17 protein-coding genes and 1 pseudogene are annotated in these 23,858 nt (G+C 40.7%); 10 read left to right on the top strand and 8 right to left on the bottom strand.

Annotated elements, in window-relative coordinates; all coding sequences use genetic code 11:
* Positions 1 to 76: 76 nt before the first annotated feature.
* The 3 genes and pseudogenes from V7K84_RS13410 to V7K84_RS34270 all read right to left on the bottom strand — a co-directional run.
* The gene (locus V7K84_RS13410) at positions 77 to 1,741 is read right to left on the bottom strand and encodes a tryptophan halogenase family protein (RefSeq protein WP_334838682.1); all 1,665 of its coding nucleotides are present in this window, start codon (positions 1,739 to 1,741) and stop codon (positions 77 to 79) included.
* Positions 1,742 to 1,808: 67 nt separating this feature from the next.
* Positions 1,809 to 2,522: a hypothetical protein gene (locus V7K84_RS13405; protein ID WP_334838681.1), complete on the bottom strand. Its 714-nt coding sequence runs from the start codon at positions 2,520 to 2,522 to the stop codon at positions 1,809 to 1,811.
* 541 nt (positions 2,523 to 3,063) lie between these two features.
* A pseudogene (locus V7K84_RS34270) lies at positions 3,064 to 3,243 on the bottom strand (hypothetical protein); the annotation flags it as partial.
* Between the two features lie 112 nt (positions 3,244 to 3,355).
* On the opposite strand from V7K84_RS34270, the gene V7K84_RS13400 reads away from it, so the two are divergent.
* Entirely contained in the window at positions 3,356 to 5,257 is a 1,902-nt protein-coding gene (locus V7K84_RS13400; protein WP_334838679.1) for an ABC transporter ATP-binding protein, read from the top strand.
* A 31-nt stretch (positions 5,258 to 5,288) separates the two neighbouring features.
* A complete protein-coding gene (locus V7K84_RS13395; RefSeq protein WP_334838677.1) occupies positions 5,289 to 6,596 on the top strand; it encodes a recombinase family protein in 1,308 nt (435 codons plus the stop codon).
* Between the two features lie 193 nt (positions 6,597 to 6,789).
* Here V7K84_RS13395 and V7K84_RS13390 read toward each other — a convergent pair whose 3' ends face one another.
* Positions 6,790 to 7,959, bottom strand: a complete 1,170-nt coding sequence (locus V7K84_RS13390) for a hypothetical protein (RefSeq protein WP_334838675.1) — start codon at positions 7,957 to 7,959, stop codon at positions 6,790 to 6,792.
* Between the two features lie 606 nt (positions 7,960 to 8,565).
* Between V7K84_RS13390 and V7K84_RS13385 the strand changes: the two genes are divergently transcribed.
* On the top strand, positions 8,566 to 10,185 hold the full coding sequence (locus V7K84_RS13385) for an ArnT family glycosyltransferase (protein ID WP_334838673.1): 1,620 nt from the start codon (positions 8,566 to 8,568) through the stop codon (positions 10,183 to 10,185).
* A gap of 293 nt (positions 10,186 to 10,478) precedes the next feature.
* On the top strand, positions 10,479 to 11,483 hold the full coding sequence (locus tag V7K84_RS13380; protein ID WP_334838671.1) for a hypothetical protein: 1,005 nt from the start codon (positions 10,479 to 10,481) through the stop codon (positions 11,481 to 11,483).
* Between the two features lie 95 nt (positions 11,484 to 11,578).
* Here V7K84_RS13380 and V7K84_RS13375 read toward each other — a convergent pair whose 3' ends face one another.
* Both V7K84_RS13375 and V7K84_RS13370 read right to left on the bottom strand, forming a co-directional pair.
* Entirely contained in the window at positions 11,579 to 12,781 is a 1,203-nt protein-coding gene (locus V7K84_RS13375) for a pentapeptide repeat-containing protein (protein ID WP_334838670.1), read from the bottom strand.
* Positions 12,782 to 13,169: 388 nt separating this feature from the next.
* Positions 13,170 to 13,556, bottom strand: coding sequence for a hypothetical protein (locus tag V7K84_RS13370; protein WP_334838669.1), 387 nt, complete (start codon positions 13,554 to 13,556; stop codon positions 13,170 to 13,172).
* A gap of 479 nt (positions 13,557 to 14,035) precedes the next feature.
* On the opposite strand from V7K84_RS13370, the gene V7K84_RS13365 reads away from it, so the two are divergent.
* Positions 14,036 to 15,940, top strand: a complete 1,905-nt coding sequence (locus V7K84_RS13365; RefSeq protein WP_334838667.1) for a chloride channel protein — start codon at positions 14,036 to 14,038, stop codon at positions 15,938 to 15,940.
* A gap of 157 nt (positions 15,941 to 16,097) precedes the next feature.
* Here the strand turns inward: V7K84_RS13365 and V7K84_RS13360 are convergent, their stop codons facing one another.
* Positions 16,098 to 16,511: an AbrB family transcriptional regulator gene (locus V7K84_RS13360; protein WP_094353004.1), complete on the bottom strand. Its 414-nt coding sequence runs from the start codon at positions 16,509 to 16,511 to the stop codon at positions 16,098 to 16,100.
* 468 nt (positions 16,512 to 16,979) lie between these two features.
* Between V7K84_RS13360 and V7K84_RS13355 the strand changes: the two genes are divergently transcribed.
* The 4 genes from V7K84_RS13355 (at position 16,980) to V7K84_RS13340 (ending at position 22,160) form a co-directional block, all read left to right on the top strand.
* Positions 16,980 to 17,420 carry an Rrf2 family transcriptional regulator gene (locus tag V7K84_RS13355; RefSeq protein ID WP_094353003.1) on the top strand — a complete coding sequence of 147 codons (441 nt, stop codon included), beginning with the start codon at positions 16,980 to 16,982 and terminating at the stop codon, positions 17,418 to 17,420.
* A 57-nt stretch (positions 17,421 to 17,477) separates the two neighbouring features.
* Positions 17,478 to 18,449: an adenosylcobinamide-phosphate synthase CbiB gene (cbiB, locus tag V7K84_RS13350; protein ID WP_334838665.1), complete on the top strand. Its 972-nt coding sequence runs from the start codon at positions 17,478 to 17,480 to the stop codon at positions 18,447 to 18,449.
* A gap of 89 nt (positions 18,450 to 18,538) precedes the next feature.
* Positions 18,539 to 19,075, top strand: coding sequence for a bifunctional pyr operon transcriptional regulator/uracil phosphoribosyltransferase PyrR (gene pyrR, locus V7K84_RS13345; RefSeq protein WP_094353001.1), 537 nt, complete (start codon positions 18,539 to 18,541; stop codon positions 19,073 to 19,075).
* A 502-nt stretch (positions 19,076 to 19,577) separates the two neighbouring features.
* A complete protein-coding gene (locus V7K84_RS13340; RefSeq protein WP_334838663.1) occupies positions 19,578 to 22,160 on the top strand; it encodes a GAF domain-containing protein in 2,583 nt (860 codons plus the stop codon).
* 48 nt (positions 22,161 to 22,208) lie between these two features.
* On the opposite strand, the gene purN is transcribed toward V7K84_RS13340, so the two are convergent.
* Complete coding sequence (gene purN / locus V7K84_RS13335; RefSeq protein ID WP_334838662.1) at positions 22,209 to 22,871, bottom strand: phosphoribosylglycinamide formyltransferase; 663 nt, start codon at positions 22,869 to 22,871, stop codon at positions 22,209 to 22,211.
* Between the two features lie 25 nt (positions 22,872 to 22,896).
* Between purN and V7K84_RS13330 the strand changes: the two genes are divergently transcribed.
* On the top strand, positions 22,897 to 23,778 hold the full coding sequence (locus V7K84_RS13330; RefSeq protein WP_334838660.1) for a carbohydrate ABC transporter permease: 882 nt from the start codon (positions 22,897 to 22,899) through the stop codon (positions 23,776 to 23,778).
* The last annotated feature ends 80 nt before the right edge of the window (positions 23,779 to 23,858 follow it).

The following is a 23,858-nucleotide window of genomic DNA, read 5'->3' as shown; positions in this document are numbered from 1 at the left end:
CCGCTCCGCGTCTACATGAATTGCCCTTACCTACCTGAAAATCAAAGTTTTGACTATTGTTTGCGTAAGTTTTATATTAAATTGGCACAGGAATTTGATATGCGCTATCGTTAACTGATGAAGTCGGAAAATGATTGTCGCTGAGGTATTCTGACTGTTCTTGAGACTTGATTACATAAGTTAAGTATTCATATTGAGAGGGTAGATTTTTGCTTAGGTAATTGGCTTTTTCCTTAATTGCCTGAAATTTAGCTAGCGCCTTCTCGTCGTCAAGATGCTCCAGCAGAGGTAAACTGCCTTCAGGCTTATGATTGAGTCCAAGTAACATTACCGAATAAGAGTATGTCTCGAAGCCGTGAAAATATGGATTGATATTCTTTTTATTTGGTAATCTGCTTCTCCACAACTTTAACTTTTCTTGCAATTCCGCAGGAACTTTAATTTCTTGCTTAGTTGCTTGCCAAAACTTTGTATCTGCTCGATCGCTGGCACGATAATGGAGTACTAAAAAGTCCCGAACACCATCTAGACAGTTAGCGATCGCTCTATTATAGTTGCGGATCAACTCTTCATTGAACGACTTGCCTGGAAAGTGATTGACTAGCTCTTCAATCCCATGCTGAATAAAAAATATGCCAGTAGATTCCAATGGTTCAACAAAGCCACTGGAAAGCCCTATTGCTACACAGTTTTTCACCCATGAGTTTCTGTTACGTCCAATCCTCATCTGGATATGAGAGGCTTTGCAATTATCAGAGATATTTCCTAAATGCTGGCGAAATTCTTGTTCTGCTTCATCCGCAGAGATGAAGGCGCTGGAATAAACGTACCCTGTACCATTTCTGCCATACAAAGGTATATTCCAGACCCAACCTGATGAGAGAGCAGTTGCAGTTGTGTAAGGGTTGATGCCATTTTTCTGAATATCGCTTGGTATCTGCATAGCGATCGCGCGATCGCACAGTAGCGACTCTGAATAAGAAATGAATGGCTCACCAAGAGCTTGGTTAATCAAAAGACCACGGAAACCAGTACAGTCAATGAAAAGGTCTCCACTGACAATGCCATGCTCTTTGGTGCTGAGACTATCTATGCTTCCATCCTCAGTTAAATTTACATTTACCACATCATCAACAATTTGTTTCACGCCCCTCTGTATTGAATAGTCTTTTAAGAACCTAGCAATTAGATTTGCATCAAAATGGTAGGCGTAAGGATACTGCCCTTCAGCATCAGCGAGTGTTATGAGATTTTTTTCAGAAAAATGTTTCTCTGAGAATAAATGTTCAACTCTGTCATCAAAGATTTTGCCGTTAAGATATTTAGGAGACCTTTGACGATCGCACAGCGTCGGTGCCATGAAGCAGGAGTAATCAAATGGCTCATTGGCACTCTTAAGTTTCAACCACCATTCAGAGATACTGAATCCATCAATAAAATCAAATCTTTCAAAAGGGTGGTAAAAGTGTCTTCTATCTGAATTCCAATCAACAAATTTAATCCCCATTTTATAAGTAGCATTACATTTTGGCATCCATTCATACTCTTGTAATCCCAGAAAATCAAAAAATGACTTGATGCTACTAAAAGTTGCTTCGCCAACTCCAATTTTTGTAATATTAGAAGACTCTATCAGCGTAATTTGAACATTTTTTTTCAAGGCTTTGCTCAAATAAGCTGCTGTCATCCATCCTGCCGATCCACCACCAACAATTACAACATTTTGTACATGCTGTGACATAATAAAAATTCTCCTTCCGGCTTTAATTAGCTATTAATTGTCATTTTTAGGAAGCTGGGTAGTTAATTTATCCAGCTTTCAATAGTTGCTCAATTTTATGGGTTTTGGCATATACCAAAAGACTATTTGCAAATTGGGTGAAAACTGTAAATAAGTTCTCAACTAGTTCAAAAGCTTCTTGTTGGGCTGCTTCTGATAGTTGAATATCTTGTAACAATTGATCTATTCCAGATGAACCTGTCATGTGACCAGTTTCAATATCCAAATGGAAATCTGCAAAATATCGGCATTGTTTTTGGGTAATTGTTTTAATTTCTTTGCCAATCTCTGCTGCTATGGACAACATTATATGGCCCGTTGCTTCGGTAACTTGAATGACTATTATTTTTTGGATAGGAGTAGCTTGTGAAGTATGTCGATAGAGTTGATAGTTCAACCAGCGAGCATTCTGAGTTTCTTCACTCCAAAGAAATTTCAATGCATCACTAAATTGCAAGGTTTTGTCAAATTCTAGGTTTTTCAAATCTTCCAGAAACCACAGCCAATGATCGTCATCTTCATAAGTATACTTGTTAATTAATGTCTGAATTGGATCGTTTGTTGGTTCTACTCGCAAAAAATACTTATTCAGTTCTCCAAAATTCATAATGAAATGAGCAGCGCACGGTGCCCAAGCTAACCTTTGTCTGGGATTTATACTTTTATCTTGCATAAAATCAAACAAAGGCAATTGAGCAAATTCTTGTTTTTTTTGTTCAATCAATGCTAGTACTTGTTGCATTTTTAATTGTGCCGATTTTCAATTTTTAATATTCAAGCAGAAGTAACTTTCCGACTTTATTGTGAGAAGGCAATCTGCCCAAGTTTTGGTTGTTCAATTCCCAATTTTTTTTGATTGATAGTCATTAGCTCAAAGCCCACTATTTGAATAGCAAATAATGTCTAATTTGTTATATTGCAATACAGTTTAGTTAAGAGTGTGTAGATAATTGGTCTTTGAAGAGATGATAAATCTCGCTCGCATCTACACAGGGTTTTAGGTGTATTCTGTTATATCGTATTGAGGCTAACGCTAAATTGTAACCAGTGGAAACAGATAATTTACTGTTATTGTTTTTACTTTAACTTCAACATACTTATGTAATAAACGTAGCTTTTACTTAAGTATGCTTGTTAAGAAATGGTCTTATGTGAGTGTTTCCTGCGCTCAGAAAAACAAAATCGGTCAGTTAAGCGTTCTACTCTAGCTAAAATTTGAAAGCAGACTCGTATATACTTGGAAAGATTTTGAGATTTTTTATAGCTAAATATAGTATCAAGAATTACTCATCATACTCCAGTGCCACTGTAGACTCAGCAGTACGGCCAAATTCTTCTGGTGCATATTGCAAATGTATTTGAGTACCAGACCAAGAAAATGTACCAGGCTTAACAGAGCGGACTAAGTAATGGAGGCTATAAAGTTCTGATTCTAGGTGGTCGGCATAGGCGATAATGCGATCGCCTTCTCTCAGTAGCGATAGTGCTTAGGCGTAGCCCGCACTTCTCTACGAGTTGAATTGAGATCGCAACGTCTGTCTGGGAATTTTGCTATTATTTGCTACTTTAAAATATATGCAAATAATTGAAATTTCTCCATTCCAAGCATTTCGCCGGAGTGTCGCAACAGTGATACAGGTAGTTCCAAAGGAGCTACGCTATGTAATAATACTGGCATTACTGGGTGGTGCAGGCCCAGCGATCGCTATTTGGCTCAACAAAACGATCGTTGATGAAATTACTCGCTTATTGAGTACGGGGACAACGCAGAATGCCATCGCCCTGATACTTTCGCAACCGCTGCTACTGTCCAGTATTGCAGGTTCGCTGCTGGTAAATTTGGTCAGTGATGCGATCGCTAACATCAATGCCTTTGTATATAGTTCTCTGCGCGATCGTATTCTCGGCTTTGTCCAAGGACAAGTAATTGAAAAGGTTGCCACTTTTGAAGATATTGCTCTGTTTGAAACACCCGATTTGCTCAATTTGGTGCAGTTGACCGAAAAGGGAGTGCAACGACTTCCAGAGCTTTGTCTCAGGCTGGTGACGATGTTAGAAGGAATTTTTATCTTCATTCCAGCCATACTGCTTTCGGTGTCTCTTGCTTGGTGGATACCGCTAATTTTGTTTAGCTGCGTTACTCCCGTGATGTATGTGCAGATGAAATACCGTAAGCAAGCTTGGGGAGTAGAAAGAACTCAAGCGAGTGTTCTTCGGGAAATGAACTTATATAAAACGGTTTTAACCGGGGAAACATACGCCAAAGAAATACGCTTGTTTAGCTTGCAACCCTTACTACTAGAACGCTGGCACAGACTTTACCGTACCATTTTTAGAGCAATGGAACAAATCCGCCGTCGGGGGACAACAGCGGTTATTGGTTGGTCTTTATTGAGTGGGTTAGGTTTGGCGTTGCCATACATATACGTCATTCAGGGAGTGCTAGGCGGAACTCATACATTAGGAGATTTGGCACTTTACACTGGGGTAATTTTGGAAGTGCGGCGGAGTTTGGATAATCTGATCTCTGGCGGGTCAGAGTTATATAATATTGCACTGGCAACAACGCCGATTTTTCAGCTTTTGGAGTTAGAGCCGCAGTTGTCCCATTCTCATGCAGAGTTGCAATCAAAGTCAGTAACAAAGGTATGGGAAAAAGTCAGAGAATCGACTGCTAACAATCGTAACTTTCAAAGAAATGGGAACGATCGTCGATCGCAAACAGGTATTGACATCAAAAATCTATCCTTTACCTATCCCAATAGCAATCAACCAATTCTGAAAAACATCAACCTGACGATTCACCCCAACGAGATGATTGTACTGGTGGGTGAAAATGGTGCTGGCAAGACCACATTAGCAAAGCTATTATGTCGCCTCTACGATCCTAGCCAAGGTGAGATTATTTGGAATGGGCAAGATTTACGATCGCTTCCATTAGAAGATTTGCGATCGCGTATTGATGTAGTCATGCAAGATTACGCTCGTTTTCCAACTACTGTGCGGGAGAATGTTGCTTTTGGGGATTTACTTAAAATAAAAGATGACGACGCAATTATGGAAGCGATAGCTGAGGCTGGTTTGGCGAGAGTAATTTCAAATCTCGATCGAGGTTTGGAAACTCTTTTAGGCAAACAACTAGAAGGAGGTATCGATCTATCAGGAGGACAATGGCAAAGATTAGCGATTGCTCGGGCTTTGCTGCGACTGTCTCCAGCCGAACTAGTCATCCTTGATGAACCGACAGCAAACCTCGATCCGAAAACAGAACATGAGATTTACAATATTTTGCGTAACCTGGCGAAGGGTAGAATAGCCGTTGTAGTCAGCCATCGCCTCGCTTTGGCAAAACTAGCAGATCGAGTAGTAGTACTAGAACACGGTCAAATTATCGAAGTAGGCACTCATGACGAACTCATGGCACTAGGCGGACAGTATCACTTGATGTTTTGTCGTCAAGCTAGTAGTTATAACTGATACTATTTCTTTGTGATGCTGCGCTAAACCTTTGAAAATAATTGCTTACTCTTACACCGATCCGCTATTAGAATCTTCTCCCGATCGAGCCGATTGGGGATGGGAGGTGGATCGGGTTTATGAAGATTTGGGCAAGCCAGACTCTTCTGAACGATCGCAATTACAACAATTATTCATAGATTGCCAAACTGAACCAGCAGATTATCTCCTGATTCGTCGGTTAGAAGAATTGGGAGATACTGTAGAGGAAATTAGCGATCGCCTCAATCAACTTGAAGTCATGGGTATATCAGTAATCGCCACTGAACAGCCCTACACTTCCGAAAATTACCCTCTGGGCGCTGACTTGCTGAATTTGCTACACGCAATCCAACGTCAGCAACGTAGCCGTCGCATCCGCCAAGGACACGCCCGTAATCGTCTTGAGGTTGCACCGCCACCCGGTAAAGTTCCCTACGGCTATCGCAGAGGTAAGGGAAAATATACCATTGACCGCAGTACTTCACCAGTAGTCAAAGATTTTTTTGAACACTTTTTACTTTATGGTTCCCTGCGGGGTTCAGTGCGTTACTTGGCGAAAAAATACGGCAAGAAAATCTCTGTCACCACAGGAAGACGCTGGCTGACTAATCCAGTTTATCGCGGCAATACAGCTTACCAAAATGGTGAAATTATCTCTAATACCCATATTCCGATCATTTCTAAGGAAGAAGCAGCCCAAGTTGATCGACTTTTACGCCGTAACAGCCGTTTACCATCCCGAACTGCTAGCGCACCGCGTTCTCTGGCTGGGTTGGTTGTCTGTGCTGAGTGTCAGTCGCATCTGACAGTTACCCGTGTTACCCAACGCAACCAAGATAAAGAGTATCTTTATTTACGTTCTACTAGCTGTCCCCAAAGCCCTAAGTGTAAGGCTATTCCCTACCAAGAGGTGTTGGAACATACCATTGAAACCGTTTGCCGTGATTTGCCTCTGGCGGTAGCAGGAATGAATTTTCCCCAGTTGGATGCATTCAAGAATAGTTTAGGGCAAGCGATCGCTCGTCAGCAAGAAATACTTGCTCAGTTACCCGCTTTAATTGAAACTGGAATTTTAGATGACGAAACAGCAAAATTAAGGGCTTACAAACTCCGCACAGAAATTTCTGCACTTGAAGCAAAGTTGGCGATTCTCCCTCCAGTTAACTTGCGTTCTGTTGCTCAAGCTGTTTCTATACCACAATTTTGGTTAGATTTGTCGGAAACAGAACGGCGATTTTACTTTCGAGAATTTATTAGACAAATTGAGATTGTTTGTCAGAATAAAGAATTAAAACTCCAAGTTATTTTTATTTTTTGATTGATAGCATGTCCGCTTGATTACTTATCAAACCCGAAGAACCCCACCCCGCCAAAGCTACGCTTTGTCTCCCTGCCCCTAATCCCCAGAGGGGGCCCCGAGTTCCCCGCTTGCGGGGAGGGGATTAAGGGGGTGGGGTGCAATGAGTGTGGGAATCATAACTAATTATGCTGACATAATATTAATTAAAACGCTATTTTTGAGACGGTTGATCCTTAGTATACGCAACAGGTTTTGGTCCTGCATTCCGCACATTGATAACTTTATTCAGGATATCAAACCAAAAAGGCGCACCCATAGCAATAGCAAAACCACTCACTATCCAACCACAAATTAATTTAAAAACCTGTGAAATTCTGATGTAAATTATATTCGATTTCGTCGTATCTAATAACTCAAACTGTTGATTAATATTTTGCCAGCCAATCGGTATAGAAGAATTTCCTAATAGTTTTTCAATATCTTTTCTGGCTGCTTCATCATTGATATAATCGATTCGTTGGCTTGCACTTTGAATAATAGTAGAGCGGATAACCGAATCCTCCGATAGTCTTTTAACCAAGTGAAATGTATCAGTATTAGTTAAAAAGGCAACTAATATTCCAATTAAAATAGCAACTCCTTTGGCATTTCGCTTATAAACACCGCTGGCTCGATCCATCGAGCGATCGAACCATGTTTCTACTTCATTCTTAAATTGATTTACTTCCTCGGTGAGATCGCCAATCTTTATCCTGCTACGTTGAGCAATTACACTAAGGCTCCTGATTAAACTATCAGGGACTTCATCAGGTAACTCTTTATTAACAAAATCTATAAATTTCTGGTCAATTTCTCCATAAATTTCTTGAATTTTTGTGTAACTTGCACTATTTGGACTATTAATACCTTTTTTAAGTTCTTTATAAGAGGCTAATATCATCTGTAAATTGGTTTTTGCTTCTTCACTAGGATGTTTAACATAATTAATTAGCTCAGGAATTTTTAAGGTATCTAATAAAGTAATTGAAAATGTTTCAGAAGGAAGATAGGAAGGGCCGCTTTGTTTTTCTAGTACTAGTTTATCAGGTTTTTTAGTAATTGCCTGGAAATGCTTTTCTATTTTACCCTTGGCTTGGTGATTCAATGTATTAATCAAAGGATCGTTATAAAGTTTCTGTACTAGATGAATTGCATTAATAATATCTGATTTTTCACTTTCACTACCACCTGATAAAAGTAATTCAATTGAAGTTCTTAAATGTTTTGCTCTCCATTGTAATAATGTGGCAAGTAATTCCTGAATTTCCGAAGCTAGCAAGCTCAAAATCAAGTAAATAAAAACCAAGCCAAGAGTAATATCTACAACTACAGGTAAATTCATTGATAGTCTCCAATAATTTTTAGCTATTTATTGTTATCAAAAGTGCTTAAAAAATTGTATATCATATATATCTAAATTCAAGACTTGCTTAATTAAAATTAAAAAATCAAAATCAGTTTATTTAGACAGTTTTATTAAAGAGTATTTTGAATTAAAAATTATTGAATTTGCTTTAATGAAAAATAAATAATTATATTTTTCATAAAACTATTGTTCAAAAATTTGTCTATCAAATTTTTGAACTATTCAGTATATCATTTAATTAATGTAGCAATCAGTTTCAAAATTTATGAAATTAGCTAGATAAAAAGTAAATCAATAAAATTTAAACTAAGCGTCACCTTAAAAAGAAAATATAAGTTTATTTACGGACTATCTAACAGGTAATAAATAATTGCTTGTATTATTTTTATCATTTATTAGCTGAAATGTGATTTAAATAACCAATATAATTTTTTCAAAAAATAGCGCTAATTATAAAAAATTGAGTTAATCTTGGAAACTAGCAATTGTTAAGAACATACGTTGTTACTGGGTGGCAACATGGGAGATTCGCTAGATGTCTCTATGTAATCAAACCAGCAAGTAAAATGATTACCAGAGAATATGCAAGAAGGAAGCTTTATTTGGAGTCATCTGGAAAAACAGCATCGCACGGTTGGCAAATGGATTGATTGGGTATGGCTAATAGTATTGCTGTTGGCAGCAGTATTACTCTTTAGCATCAATCTGGGAGGGTTGCCGCTGCGAGATTGGGATGAAGGTACTGTGGCACAGGTTGCTCGTGAAATTTGGCACGCCCCAGCAGGTTCAATGCCTTGGCTTTATCCAACGTTAGGAGGCGAACCATATCATGACAAGCCGCCTTTGATGCATTTGTTGATAGCTTGGGCTTATTCTCTAGGAGGCGAAAATGAGTTGACAACGCGCCTACCTGGAGCAATTTTAACAGCGACATCTGTACCTTTGCTGTATTGCATTGCTCGAGAGATATTTCGCCAACGCTGGGCTGCTATTTATAGCGCCTTGATTTACCTAACAATGCTACCCGTGGTACGTCATGGGCGGTTGGCAATGTTGGATGGGGCAATGGTAAGTTTTTTGATGGTGATGATGTTGTGCGTGTTGCGATCGCGCCGAGATTTACGTTATTGTCTTGGTGTTGGCATTAGCTTTGGGTTTATTTGCTTAACTCAAGGACTGCTAGGTGTATTACTCGGTGCGATCGCAATTGTATTTCTGTTTTGGGATACGCCACGATTGCTCACTTGTTACTATCTCTGGATCGCAATCTTAATTGGCATTCTACCTGTAGCTGGTTGGTATGGTGCCCAACTAATTCACTATGGTTATACTTTCGCCCAAATTGGTATTGCCAACCCATCACTAGGCCGAATTGGCTCTGTTGTAGAAGGGAATTCTGAACCACCTTGGTACTATGTAATTGAACTTCTCAAATACACATGGCCGTGGTTATTATTCTTACCACAAACTGTCCGCTTAACCTGGGAAAATCGCAACCTTAGCTGGGCAAAACTAGTAATGGCGTGGAGTGGGGTTTATCTGCTGGTAATTTCTTTCATGATTACCAAAGTTCCCTGGTATCTATTCCCGATTTATCCTAGTTTAGCCTTAGCTTTTGGTATGCAGTTATCAGATACAGAAAATTCGCCTTTACTCTCATCTTATCCCCGTGCTTGGGTTGCTGGTTTGGCAATACTTGCTGTGGCTGCTTCTGCTGGTAGCATTTATTTCAGTGCGGGTACAACACCAAAAACAGACTTACAACTGATTTTTGCCGCCGTAGCTTTAACTATGACCTTAGCAGCTATATTGGCAGAACGAGGCGACGGACAATTTCTGAAGATTTTGTTTTGGGGAAGTTATATTTCGCTGCTGCTGTTAATGAAATCTAACTACTGGGTTTGGGAATTATCTGAAGCCTATCCAGTGAAACCAGTCGCCGCTATGATTGTGCGGGCAAATCCAGCTACGAGGAAGATTTACACATCTTTTCCTTACCATCGTCCCTCGTTGGATTATTATAGCGATCGCACCATCATTCCCGCTTCTGTTGGTGAGCTGGAATATTATTGGCACTACAACGGCCAACCCTACTTCCTACTTAATGTATCTGATTTCAACAATCTTGAACTAGAGTCGATGAAGCTAATTGACCAAGCTGAAGGTTGGAAATTAGTCACAAAAGATACTAATCGGCTGTAAATATGGGGCATGGAGCATTGAAAAGAGGCAGAGGGGAAAGACTTACTGCAACTTATTCTCCCCTGCTCCCCTACTTGTCCCCTTGTGAGGAAAACTCAAATCATTGCCCAAAAAGTAATGATAATCTTGTAGCGATCGCGTTCTTCCAAAAAATGTAAAAACCCTGCGAATTAGTTTGAAGAAATGATAAACTGCGTAATCTTGCGGTTTTGCTGGCGAGATTGATTTCTCTATGCTTGAAATATTTATTACGAAATATTTCATTCATTGAATTTAGCAATTAGGTGTTTCTAGTGCCGCAAAATCTTTCATCGTTACCAGAACCAGTCAGAAGGATTGAGACAGAAGCAAATCAACCATTTTCAGAAGCGTGGGCGAAGAAGTATTTGCGAAATTTAGCTGAACAGGACAATCGCATCGAAGTTCTCAAGGTCAGTGAAATCGCAAATGAGGTTGCAAAAACATTAACACAGGCACTCCGAACTACGAGTCTGCAAGCGTGGGGAAGCACAGAAGCGCTTTTGTCTCAAGAGGTGATTCGGCATCAAATTGACCCTGAATTAATCGATCCGTGGGAAGTTGCAAAGGATACCCACCAGATTTATCAAACTGCCCTCTCAGCCTATGCTGAACAGATTTCCCCAGCAAAGTTTTCTACATGGATTGCTAGGGATTTGGGAAAAATTCGGCAGAAGTACACAGCAGACGATCCTAGAGTAATTGGGTTCATTAGTATGCAGTTTCACTACAGCGGACAAATACTACTGAACTTGACACCACCAGTGCAGCAAGCATCGCTGAGAGATTACTTCAAAGTGATTGACGATCATCTCTATATGCCGCTCCAGCGTGCTTACCAGGCAGCAGCAGAATATGCTTACGATGCACCACCATTACAAGCTGTCCAGCAACTTTTGCCCTTGTGCAGCGAGATTGCGATCGAGATTGCAGAACGGGTGATGCAAATGTATCCCAACTATCAATGCCATACAGGTCGTTTAAGTGATACTAACATTAACATTTCCAGTGTCCGTGATATAGAGATGTTCCAGGTATATCTATGGGTCTGTATTTTGGAGAACAACATTAGTGCCATACAACAAGAGCTATTTCCGCTGTGTGTCATGTTGTATCCTCGATTAAAGGTGCGTTGGGAATTGGTACGGCAGTTGATTCACTTGCTTGGTACTGAAATCCGCTCTCGTTTGGAACCAGAACAAGCTGCTTATTTTCTCGCTTACTATGAGTCGTTGCAGGCAATGTTTTCACCCCAAGTTTTGCCGGACAGTGAATTATAAATGCTTTAGTGTCCCGATTTTCTAATAAGTATAAATGTTTAAAGTAAATGCCTGAGAGTTGTATAAGTTGTTAAAATAGCGAGTCAATCATAACTTTAGCGATCGGTAACTGATGATTTATATTTTGAGCCATCAGGCATAATCGCACCTTCGGTGAAGGCACAGCTCAATTCATAATCGCTCACTTTAGCATTTTTGAGATTAGCACCAGTTAGATAAGCTCCTTCCAGGTTAGCACCACTCAAACTAGCATCTCTCAAATCTGCACCACTCAGGTTTGCATGACTCAAATCTGCACAAATTAAATTAGCACTTCTGAGATTGGCACTATTAAGATTAGCCTGGCTTAAGCGAGCAAAACCCAGTTTTGTATAACTTAAATTTGCACCACTAAGTTTAGTCTGGCTGAGATTAGCATTATCTAAATTGGCATAGCTCAAATTAGCATTGCTCAAGTCACTTTCTATCAAATTGGCTTTACTAAGATTGGCATGGGAGAGATTAATGTCTACTAACTCCGCACCAGGAGCATCCAAACCTTTCAGAGAAACACCATCCTCATTCAAATCTTGCAGTGCCAAAATTCTGGCATAACTAACTTTAACATTGTGTGCTGCATCAACCGTACTCCAAGCTTGATAATGAAATTGTTTTCTACGATCTGGAGCTTCCTTAATGAATAGAACTAGTGCCACCAGCAAACTGATAGTGTCAGCAGCACCCAAAACCTCTGCTAGTAAAGAGTTGTCATCGACAATTAAAAGAATTACCGTAAAGATAACTACCGAAACTATGGCGACTAACCATGTTGGTGCTATCCAGAAAGCGTCAATAAGTTTCCTCGCTAAAGTTACAAGTTTTTTCTCAGCTTGGACAGCTTTAGGTGAAGATTCTTCCCCTGCACCTTTTAACATCAACGCAGTAATTGCTCTATAAGCATCTCGCCAAGCTTTTTTGACTTCAGGAGTCCAATCTTCTTGGAGATATTGCTCAAGCGTCACCAGCAGTGTTTCCCCAACTGGGCCATAATATTTGGGAATGGCTCCATAGGCGACGTGTCTACCTCCTAGAGCGTTGAGAACTGGCCCTAAAGTTTCTGGGTTGCGGAGATTTTCTACTACCAAAACCAGAGAATTTAACAGCTTTTTCTGTTGATTCACCATATCAGTCTTGGTAAACAGTGGTTTCACCTCTGGGTGAGCTTTAAACAAATTATCATAGAAGCTGGCTGCAAATTCATTAGCGTAAGGTTTTACTTTTTCAAAACTTTGCTCTAATATTTCAACATTTAAAGACATATTTTTCTATGATATGTAAAGAATAAATAGTTTATTTTTTTGGACTACGAGCGATACGATTAATAAAATTGATAAAATTAAAATATTAAAATTTCTGTACTATGATTTCATAAAAAGCAATTAAAAAGTTAAGTTTTCTAATTCTTGCTATAAAAGTTTACAAGTATTTTAATAATTATAAAAATGGATTACCGAGCGTAATTTGGGCTATAAATTTTCTTTTCTATAGCCAAAATTTCATTAGATGTCTGGTGGGCGATCGCTCTGGCAGCGGACATAATATAAAACCGCGTCCTATTTGGGGTAATAAGACACGGTTTTATCAGAGTATTTAGTTATAATATTACAAAAATCAAAGTAGAATTTGATTTATACCAAAGTAATCGATTTACTGAGATTTGTTGCCTGAGTCATTAACTTTCTCTGTTGTGGGAAGTATTTGGCGGTCGTAACTTGTCTTTTCTTGGGTCAAAGCGATCGCACCAAAGAAAATGGCACTACCTACAGCCAAGGCTACCATCGGACGCTTGAGTAGGACAAAATCTCTGAGAATCCTCGCTAAAGGTCGGCTTTGACGACGTAGCGACGAAGACATCATCAATTGTCTCCAAGTAAACGGATCGCGGACATAATGACCACTTTGGCAAACTACTAGCCTTTCCTGGCAATAGGGACAGCAAAACAAGCCCATGCGTGTTTTAACTGGTTTAGGCGTAGCATTTCTTTGGCAAATTGGGCAAGTAACATAATGATTATCAAAAGTGTGTATATTCATTTACCTCGTCCGCCTAGTCCACTTACTCGCTCTATAACAATAGCTATATTGAATTGGGGTCAATCAATGTACGATCTGATATCAGGCATCAATCATACATACATTCTATTACTACCAAGGATGCCTCAATAGTCGCAACACGAGTATAGCTAGATTTAAACAAGGATGACTCATGCTTAATGTTTACGGGTACTTCCACCCAGCCAAAAAACTTTGTTGTCTCTAGAAAAAATAGTGTTGGTGCCCACTCGCACCCCACTAGCCGCAGCTACGCTCAACTTAGGCATCGCTGACCCTTAAATAATAATTGTCTCTCATTTAACCATTCTCCCCACACAAATTTTGCACAATGACATTTTTAGCTAAAGCTTTGTAAGTTAAGCAAATAAAGTCTACTTGTCCGGTTGCTAAATAATGGCTCACAATGATAAGTAACAGATAAAAATTTAAATTTTTTCTTACATTTACCCCGCCTCTCAATGACTCTCTTGCCTCCCACTCAACTGAGGAAGGTAACGGAACAACCTGCCTTTCCTACACCTTCCGCTCGTTTAGCTCACCTAATTAATCGTTTTCAACCATCCCCAGAAACAGTGGTGCTGTTTTTAGCCATGCTCATTGGCGGTGGTACTGGTATGGGTGTAGTCACCTTTCACTATTTAATCCAGTTGGTTCACCAGCTGATGCTGGAAAATTTAATGGGTCAAATTGGCGCCTGGGGTGCTTGGACTTTAGCCTGCGTTCCCACCCTTGGCGGATTAATTGTTGGTTTGATGCGCTGGCGCACTCAAGACTTTGGCCCTGGACTTTCATCTCTCATCGCCGCCTCTCAGGGAACAGAGATTAGGCGACCACTAAGACCAGTTAGCAAAATGCTGGCCGCATCTGTTTCTTTAGGGAGCGGTGCTTCTTTGGGGCCAGAGGGGCCGAGTGTCGAAATTGGCGCAAATTTTGGGATGTTGTTCTCTGTGATCCTCAATGTATCTCAAGAACGACAACGTTTGCTATTGGGTGCTGGCGCAGCGGCGGGACTTGCGGCGGGATTTAATGCCCCCATCGCTGGAGTATTTTTTGCTCTAGAAGTGGTGATGGGAGCGACATCTTTCGCTACTTCTGCTGTCAGTGTGGTGCTGTTAGCTGCGGTGGTAGCAGCATTAATTGCCCAAATTGGTTTGGGGGCCCAACCTGCTTTTGATTTACCTGTTTACCAAGTTCGCAGTCCTTTGGAATTACCCCTTTACCTTGGCTTGGGTTTAGGGGCCAGCCTCGTTTCTCTGGCTTATACTCAATCAATTCGGGGAGCAAAAGCTTGCTTTGCTGGGAAGGTTCCAGGTTTTGCCTTTTTGGGACGAATTCCTGAGCCGATTCATCCAATTATTGGCGGTGCGATCATTGGCGCAGTTGCTTTGCAGTTCCCGCAAATTCTAGGTGTCGGTTACGAAACTGTAGAAGCAATGCTTCAAGATGTGGAGTTTCCACTCTACTTATTAGTGGTGTTGTTGGTGGTGAAATTATTGATGACTGCAATTAGTGCAGGTAGTGGTTTCATTGGTGGTTTGTTCGCGCCAGCAATGTTTTTAGGTGCTTCTTTTGGATCGGCTTACGCCAAAATGTTAGCCGTAGCATTCCCGACAATTTGCGATCAAATGGCGGCTCCCCCAGCTTACGCAATGGTGGGAATGGCAGCAGTACTAGCTGCTAGCGTGAGAGCGCCGTTAACGGCTATTTTAATGCTGTTTGAATTAACCCGCGACTATCGAATTGTTTTACCGTTGATGGCAGCTGTGGGTTTGAGTGTTTGGCTAGTAGAAAGAATTAAACCAACTTTTAACTCTAACTCTAATTTACAACAAATTGGTCTTTCGGAATTGAAAGATGAACAATCGGAAATTGTGCAGCAAATTTTGGTAGAAGATGCCATGTATCCTTGTCCCAAAAAGTTACTTGCAACTTTGGGAGTGTTAGATGCCGCTGTGGAAATGACCCGCGATCGCGTTCGTAGTGCTTTAGTAATTGATGAAGCAGAGCAATTAGTTGGTATACTTTCTTTGGAAGATATTAACCGTGCCCTTGCTATTTGGCAAACATACCCAAATTCTCTAACTGAAATTCCCGATAATTTATCCAATCAAACCCTCATAGACATTTGTACTACTGAAATTCTCTATGCATGGCAAGATGAACTTTTATCTGAGGCTTTAGACCGGATGAGTCTTCGAGGTTTACATCAATTACCAGTGGTAGCACGAGACAAACCCGATCGCATTTTGGGTTTATTAGAAAAAGAGCAAATTGCATTAACCTGTAATTTAGCAGTTACGCGCAAGGCACTTCGCCACTATTTACCAGTCTTACCTACTACAGATATAGTCATTAGTCATTAGGTCATTGGTCATTGGTCATTAGTCATTTAGTCATTATTTTTCACAAAGGACACTTGACTAATGACTGTTTATAGTCATTGTTTTTCACAAAGGACAAATGACAAAGGACAAATGACAAAGGACAAATGACAACGGAGAATTGACTAATGACCATTTATTAAGCCGTGGCTTCTATGGCTTCATCACCTTCGCGATCTTCTGGATCTACCTGTCTCAGACGAATGTGCTTTTTGCCTAAAGTGATCAGAAACTCATCTCCTGGTTTAAGATTCATCTGTTTTGTATAAGCTGAACCTATCAGTAAGTTACCATTCGATTGCACACTAATTCTATAGCTAGCACTACGTCCACCACGCCCATTAGCACTGGGTGTACTGTCTAACTGAATGCCTTCAGCATCAATTAGGGCATTTAAGAACTTCATCATATTGACGCGCTCTATACCATTTTTGGTAACGGTATAGTAGCCGCACTTTTTGGCTTTGTCTTCTTTGCTCTCGTTCTCTAGCTCTTTGACTTTTTTGAGCAGTTCTTCGCCGAGTAAGGGTTCAATTTTTTTCTGTTTAGGCATCAACTTAGGTCGAAAATGAATGTTTGAAGTGTTTGAATCGATTTTATTTTAGCTGAGGTTGAGCTAACAGGAACATAATCCTTTAGTTTTTATCTCAACCTAGCCAAGTATATTACACTCAGATGCACAATTGTTATGCCATTACCAATATTGGCAAGACAATCTATTTTAGAAAATGCTGGCAATGCTGATAACTATATATATAGTTTGTGAATTCCTGCTAGACTATATAAGTTTTAAGTTTTCTAAACTAACGCTTAAGAGGTTGTCTATTTCTTAAGGATGAGAACTGAGTCACAGAATGATAAGCAAAACTGATCCTTAGTCATTGGTCATTGGTAATTAGTCATTGGTTATTTAGAAACGACAAACTAAAGAAGTCTCAGAGTCGGAAGCCGACATCAGAATTTCTTTTCAGGGAGATGCAGTGCCAACAAAGACAAAGGACAAACAATAAAACTTGCCAAAATGAAATTAACTACCAGAGGACACTATAGTGTAAAGGCGTTGCTAGATTTAAGTTTACAGCCAAGATATGGGCCTGCATCTGTGAGAGCGATCGCAAAACGCCAAGATATTCCAGCTCCTTACCTCGAAAAACTACTAATAGAAATGCGTCGTGCATCTTTAGTAAAATCAATTCGTGGTAGCATCGGCGGATATCAATTGGCAAGAGAGCCTGCACAAATATCTATAGGAGAAATTTTAGAAGCTGTTGGCGAGACTAGCCATTTACCTCATCACACCCCAGCACCGACACAAGCTGAAGATTGGGTAACGTTTAGCCTCTGGCAGAGACTCAACCAAAAGCTCAAAGAAGCTTTATACAGTATTACTCTGGCAGACCTTTATTACGATGCTCGCAGTCGGCAAGCTTCTCTTGGAGAAGAAGCTAGTTTTGTGGTTTAGTCAAGAGTCAATAGTCAAAATATTGACCCTGGATTTTTAACCCAAGACTTGCGACTTATGACTAATAATATCTATATCTTAATAATTGCAGCATTTTTAGATTATTTAATTGGCGATCCTTGGGATTGGCCTCATCCAGTACAAATTATGGGGTGGGTAATTTCTCGCCTGACCAAGTTTTTTCTCCACTTGTGTCAAAATTCTCTAACACAACGCCTAGCTGGAATTGTACTAGGTATTATCTTAATAATTGGTAGCGGTCTTGTTGGCTTTTTGATGATTCAAATTGCCAGATGGGTTCATCCACTCTTAGGAATTGCCATAAATAGCATTCTTTTGGCTAGTTGTTTCGCTGGCAAAAGTTTGCGAGTAGCAGCGGAGGCTGTTTTACAACCTTTAACAGTCGGAGATTTGGAGAAGGCTCGAAAGATTTTAAGTAATTACGTTGGTCGAGATACCCAAAACCTCTCACAAGCAGAAATTTACCGAGCTGTTTTAGAAACAGTTGCAGAAAATGCCACCGATGGGGTAATGGCTCCGCTTTTTTATGCAATTGTTGGTGTCTTTATACCAGTTGTGGGGCCAACTCCTTTGGCTTTAGCATATAAAGCCAGCAGTACCCTTGATTCAATGGTGGGCTATCGGGAAGCACCCTATACTTATTTAGGATGGTTTTGTGCGCGGTTAGAAGATTGTTTGACTTGGCTACCTTGTCGGTTAACAGTCGTGACTCTGGCGCTGCTATCGGGTAAGCCAATGCATATTTGGCAAATTTGTCGTCGGGATGCAATTAACGATCCTAGTCCCAATTCTGGCTGGAGTGAGTGCGCCTATGCTGCATTTTTAGGTGTGCAGATGGGGGGTACAAATTGGTATCGGGGGGTGGCTAAGTACAAACCACTGCTAGGAGATGCTATTTATGCTATTACTGCAACTTCTATTCAGAATGCTTTACAGCTGACTCGATATTGTTTTTTGCTATGGTTAGGGATAGCGATCGCAATATTCTTAATGCTCCCAAATAGGTAATGATAAATATAAAGTTAGGAGTTAGGAGTTCGGAGTTAAGAATAAAAATTCCTAACTCTTAACTTATCACTCCTAACTGATGACTCGCTATGTCTGCCAAAGTAGTTGAAATTCTCTCATCCGAAGAAATCCGTCGTACCTTGACTCGTCTTGCTTCTCAAATTGTCGAAAGGACGCGTGATTTGTCTCAACTGGTGCTTCTTGGTATCTATACCAGGGGTGCGTTATTAGCCGAATTATTGGCGCGTCAGATTGAGACGCTAGAAGGTGTAGCAGTGTCAGTCGGTGCTTTGGACATTACATTTTATCGAGATGACCTTGACAAAATTGGATTGCGGACTCCAACGAAAAGCGAAATTCCTTTTGACCTTACGGGGAAAACGGTTGTACTCGTGGATGATGTGATTTTTAAAGGACGGACGATTCGCGCTGCTTTGAACGCAGTCAACGATTATGGTAGGCCAGAGGTGATTCGTTTAGCTGTGTTAGTAGACAGGGGTCATCGAGAATTACCAATTCACCCAGATTTTATTGGCAAGAAGTTACCTACGGCTAAAGAAGAAATTGTCAAAGTTTACTTACAAAATTGTGATGGAAGAGATGCAGTAGAGTTGATTGCAGATTAGGCTATGGAAGCAGGGGGCGGGAGGCAGGGAAGCAGAGGAGCAGAGGGGCAGAGGGGCAGAGGGGCAGAGGGGCAGAGGGGCAGAGGGCCGGGAGGCAGGAAGTGCAAATTGATGCATGAATCCGGCATTTGTCCCTCATGTACTTGAAAACTAATGTCAGTAATCAAGCAAAAATGATACTACGGGTAAAGGCAACTGCGAGAAGTCTGTAAAACCTTGTTAAAAAATAAAGATTGTTTGGCTGTATTGTCAGCAAACCACAACTTGTAATGAGAAAATAAGACATTCCAACCAAGCGATCGCCATTTGATTGTTAACAAGCCTGTTAATCAGACCCAATTTTTTTGAGTTGAAAGGCAATTAAAGCGCTATGGGAGATAACCTAGAACATTAGTGCCTCAAAATACTCCTGAAAGCCAGTCCTTGTTTTATAAGTTTTATGTAAAATTTGGTGGTGAGGTTATTTACTTGATTCTCAATTGCAACAATCCAGGTTTCATTTATGAGTCAGTCTTTTTCTCAAAACCAAGCAAGACGAAATCGTCAACAGAGACTCTGGCAACAAAAATGGAGTTTAAAGACTAAAGCAATAGTTTGGGCACTAAGTATCAGTGTCCTTCCTGTAGTTGCAATTGGAACAGCTACTTACAACTATGGCATTAATTTAATTAACACACAAACTCCGCAAATCAGACAAGATAGTACAGAAAGTTCAACAGAAACTGAACTTGCTCTACAAAGACAATTGTCACTCTTGTTAACTGGTATGGGAGTGACAGCAATTGTAGCAGGTGCGATCGCTGTTTTTGTGACGAATCGAGTTATGAGTCGAGTCAGCAACGTTGCTGCAATCTCTAATAATATTAAAAAGAGGCTACGTCCAGACAGTGAGTTTACTCAAGTCTTCATCGCTAGCCAAGATGAATTAGTGATGTTAGAGAAAAACATCACCTCATTCACAGACCTGCTTTCGGTTTTGGTAGAGGAGAAAGAAGCCGAAGCTGATTACTCCCAAATATTAATCAAAATTACCCGTTGGGTTCGAGAATCATTCAATGAAGAAGATGTTCTCAAAACTACCTCAGAAGAAATTCGTAAAGCTTTAAGCATCGATCGCGTCACCATCTTTTGCTTTGATTCCAACTATAATGGAACCTTTATCGCCGAATCAGTAGCACCCGGTTTACCGAAAATATTAGGGTTTACAGTCTCTGAGCCTGGATTTGAGGCAGGGTATATAGAAAAATATCAAAATGGTAGCATCCATGCTATTGATAATATCCATCAAGCCAATCTCAGTGATGGTGATATTGAGTTGTTGGAGCAATTTGCTGTCAAATCTAGTTTAGTAGTACCTATTCTCAAAGGCAAACGGCTATTCGGTTTATTGATTGCACATCAATGTTCTAGACTTCGCTTTTGGCAACAATCTGAGATTGATTTGTTCTCTCAGATAGCCATGCAAGTAGGATTTGCCCTTGACTACGCCAACCTTCTACAACAAGTAGATACCAAAGCAGATAAAGCTCAGGTATTTATCGAAATTACCCGCAGCATTCGCCAATCGCTCAACGAAGAAGATGTCCTCAAAACGACGGTGGAAGAGGTTCGTAAAGCATTGAGTACTGACCGAGTGCTGGTTTATAGCTTTTACCCTAATTGGTCTGGAATTATCATTGCCGAATCAGTGGTTCCAGGTTATCCCAAAGTTTTGCGGTCTGAAATTCAAGACATCTGTTTCGGTCAGGGTTATGTAGAAAAGTATCAGTCTGGTCGCGTTGTAGCCACAAACAACATTTATGAAGCAGGTTTGGCTGATTGTCACATTAGCCTGCTCGAATCCTTTGCTGTCAAAGCAAATCTGGTCGCCCCCATTCTCAAAGATGAACAATTATTTGGCTTATTAATTGCCCATCAATGCTCCAGACCCCGTGATTGGCAACAATCTGAGATTGATTTATTTGCTCAGATAGCGATCCAAGTCGGGTTTGCTCTCGACCATGCAAGACTGCTGCAACGAATCGAGGCTGAGGGTGTGCAAAGTCAGTTGTTAGCAGATACTATCGGCATCATTCGCCAATCACTCAACGAAGAGGATGTCCTCAAAACCACTGTGGAAGAGGTTCGCAAAGCTCTGAGTACCGACCGAGTGATGGTTTATAGCTTTGATGCTAATTGGTCTGGAACAGTGATTGCTGAATCAGTTGTTCTCACTTACCCAAAAGTTTTGCGAGCTGAAATCCAAGACCCATGTTTCGGTCAAGGCTATGTAGAAGAGTATCAGTCTGGTCGCGTTCTTGCAATCAACAACATTTATGAAGCAGGTTTGGCTGACTGCCATATTAACTTGCTCGAATCCTTTGCTGTCAAAGCAAATTTAGTAGCTCCCATTATTAAAGATGAACAGCTATTTGGCTTGTTAATTGCACATCAATGCTCCAGACCCCGTGATTGGCAACAAGCTGAGATTGATTTATTTGGCCAGATAGCGATGCAAGTAGGATTTGCTCTCGACCATGCAAGACTCCTGCAAAGAATTGAAGCTGAAAGGATGCGAAGTCAGTTACTAGTGGATCTTATCCGCAGCATTCGCCAATCCCTCAAGGAAGAGGATGTCATGAAAACTACTGTGGAAGAGGTTCGCAAAGCACTGAATACTGACCGAGTGTTAGTTTATAGCTTTTACGCTAATTGGTTCGGAATTATAATTGCTGAATCAGTGCTTCCAGGTTATCCCAAAGTTTTGCGGTCTAAAATTCACGACCCTTGTTTCACTCAAGGCTATGTAGAAAAGTACCAATCTGGTCGCGTTGTCGCAATCAACAACATTTATGAGTCTAGTTTGGCTGACTGTCATATTAAACTGCTCGAATCTTTTGGTGTGAAAGCAAATTTAGTAGCACCAATTATCAAAGATGAACAGCTATTTGGCTTGTTAATTGCACACCAATGTTCCGAACCCCGTGATTGGCAACAATCTGAGATTGATTTATTTACCCAGATAGCGATGCAAGTAGGATTTACTCTCGATCATGCTAGGCTCCTACAAGCGTATCAAACTGCTGAAGCTAACTCTGATGAATAGAGTATAGGCGCACAACTAGATGTGCGCCCTGAATTGATATATATATTTTTACGACAAGCTTAGTGTAACTTTTGACGAAGAAGCTGCCAGAGCGATCGCTAATGGTAAAATTCGATGTTCCTGAATTTGAATCCTGGCGTGGAGTGTTTCTGCTGTATCATCCGGCTGTACTGGTACTGCGGCTTGCATTAATATTGGGCCGCTATCCATTTCTAAGCAAGCTATATGCACTGTACAACCAGTGATTTTTACCCCAGATGCCAAGGCTTGTTCTACAGCATGGATTCCCTTGAAACTAGGTAACAAACTAGGATGGATATTGATAATCTTTTCTGGAAAAGCATCAATGAAAACTGACGTTAATAGTCGCATCCACCCTGCCAAAATCACCCATTCTACATCGTAGTGCTGTAATGTCTGCACAATTTTACGATCGAACTCTTCTCGGCTTTGATAGTTGCGGTGATTTAATAAGACAGTTTCTACACCTCTATTAGCTGCTCTGACGGCTGCTTTCGCCGAGGGATTATTGTAAATTAAAACTTGAATTTGGGCATTTAGCCGCCCATCTTCGATAGCTTGCGCAACTACATCAAAATTGCTGCCATTCCCAGAAGCCATAATTCCCAGTTTTAAAGGGGCGAATTGTTGGTAATCATCGCTAATGTTGGGAGAAATTAAGCTCAGGGTAGAATCAAGGCGGAGAGTCATAACAGCTAGGAGGGTTAATTTATAGATGCCAAAAATATATACTAAGTCGTGGTTGGATAATGATACAGTAGCCGCGTGGATTTTTCTCGCACCAGCATTAATTTTGCTGGGTGTTTTTATCATTTGGCCGATAGCTTATTTGTTCTACCTCAGTTTCACTGCTGGTAGTTTCACTTTAAAAGGTATTTATTGGATAGGCTTAAAAAACTATTGGCGCTTGCTACTCAACCCCGACTTCTTGCAAGTGCTGGGTAACACCTTTTATTTTACTGTTGCCACCATCATTCCCAGTTTAGTTATCTCCTTGGGATTAGCAGTACTATTAAACCGTTCCATTCCCTTGCGGGGCATCCTGCGAAGTGCCTATTTTCTGCCTTCAATTATTTCACTTGTGGCAGCCGGTTTGGGATTTCGCTGGCTGTTTCAAACATCAGGGCCAGTTAACGGACTTTTAAATTTTTTTGGCATTTCAGAAATATCTTGGCTAGGAGATACATTTTGGGCAATGCCAGTAATTATTTTAATGAGTATTTGGAAACAACTCGGTTTCAATATGGTAGTTTTTTTAGCAGGGTTGCAAGCAATTCCTTCCAGTCGTTATGAAGCAGCAGACTTAGATGGAGCAAATGCTTGGCAACAATTTTGGTATATTACTTTGCCCGGATTGCGCCCGACTGTCATATTTGCAGTCATTACTACCGCAATTTTTACATTGCGGAGTTTTGAGCAAGTTTTTGTGATGACTGGTGGTGGCCCACTGAATTCTACTAATCTGCTGGTTTACTACATTTATCAAGAGGCTTTTGCACAGTTTGATTTTGGTTATGCAGCAGCAGGAGCGACTGTATTATTAGCAGTGACGCTGGTACTAGTTTATTTGCAACTGCAAACTTGGGGAGAGGAGTAGGGGAGGCAGGGGGGCAGGGGAGCAGGGGGGCAGGGGAGGCAGGGGGGCAGAGGAGCAGGGGAGCAGGGGAGCAGGGGGGA

The sequence above is a fragment of the Nostoc sp. genome (assembly GCF_036917315.1).
Lineage (GTDB): Bacteria > Cyanobacteriota > Cyanobacteriia > Cyanobacteriales > Nostocaceae > Nostoc.
The sequence above is the reverse complement of the archived record's forward strand: the minus strand, read 5'-3'. Positions and strand labels throughout refer to the sequence as shown.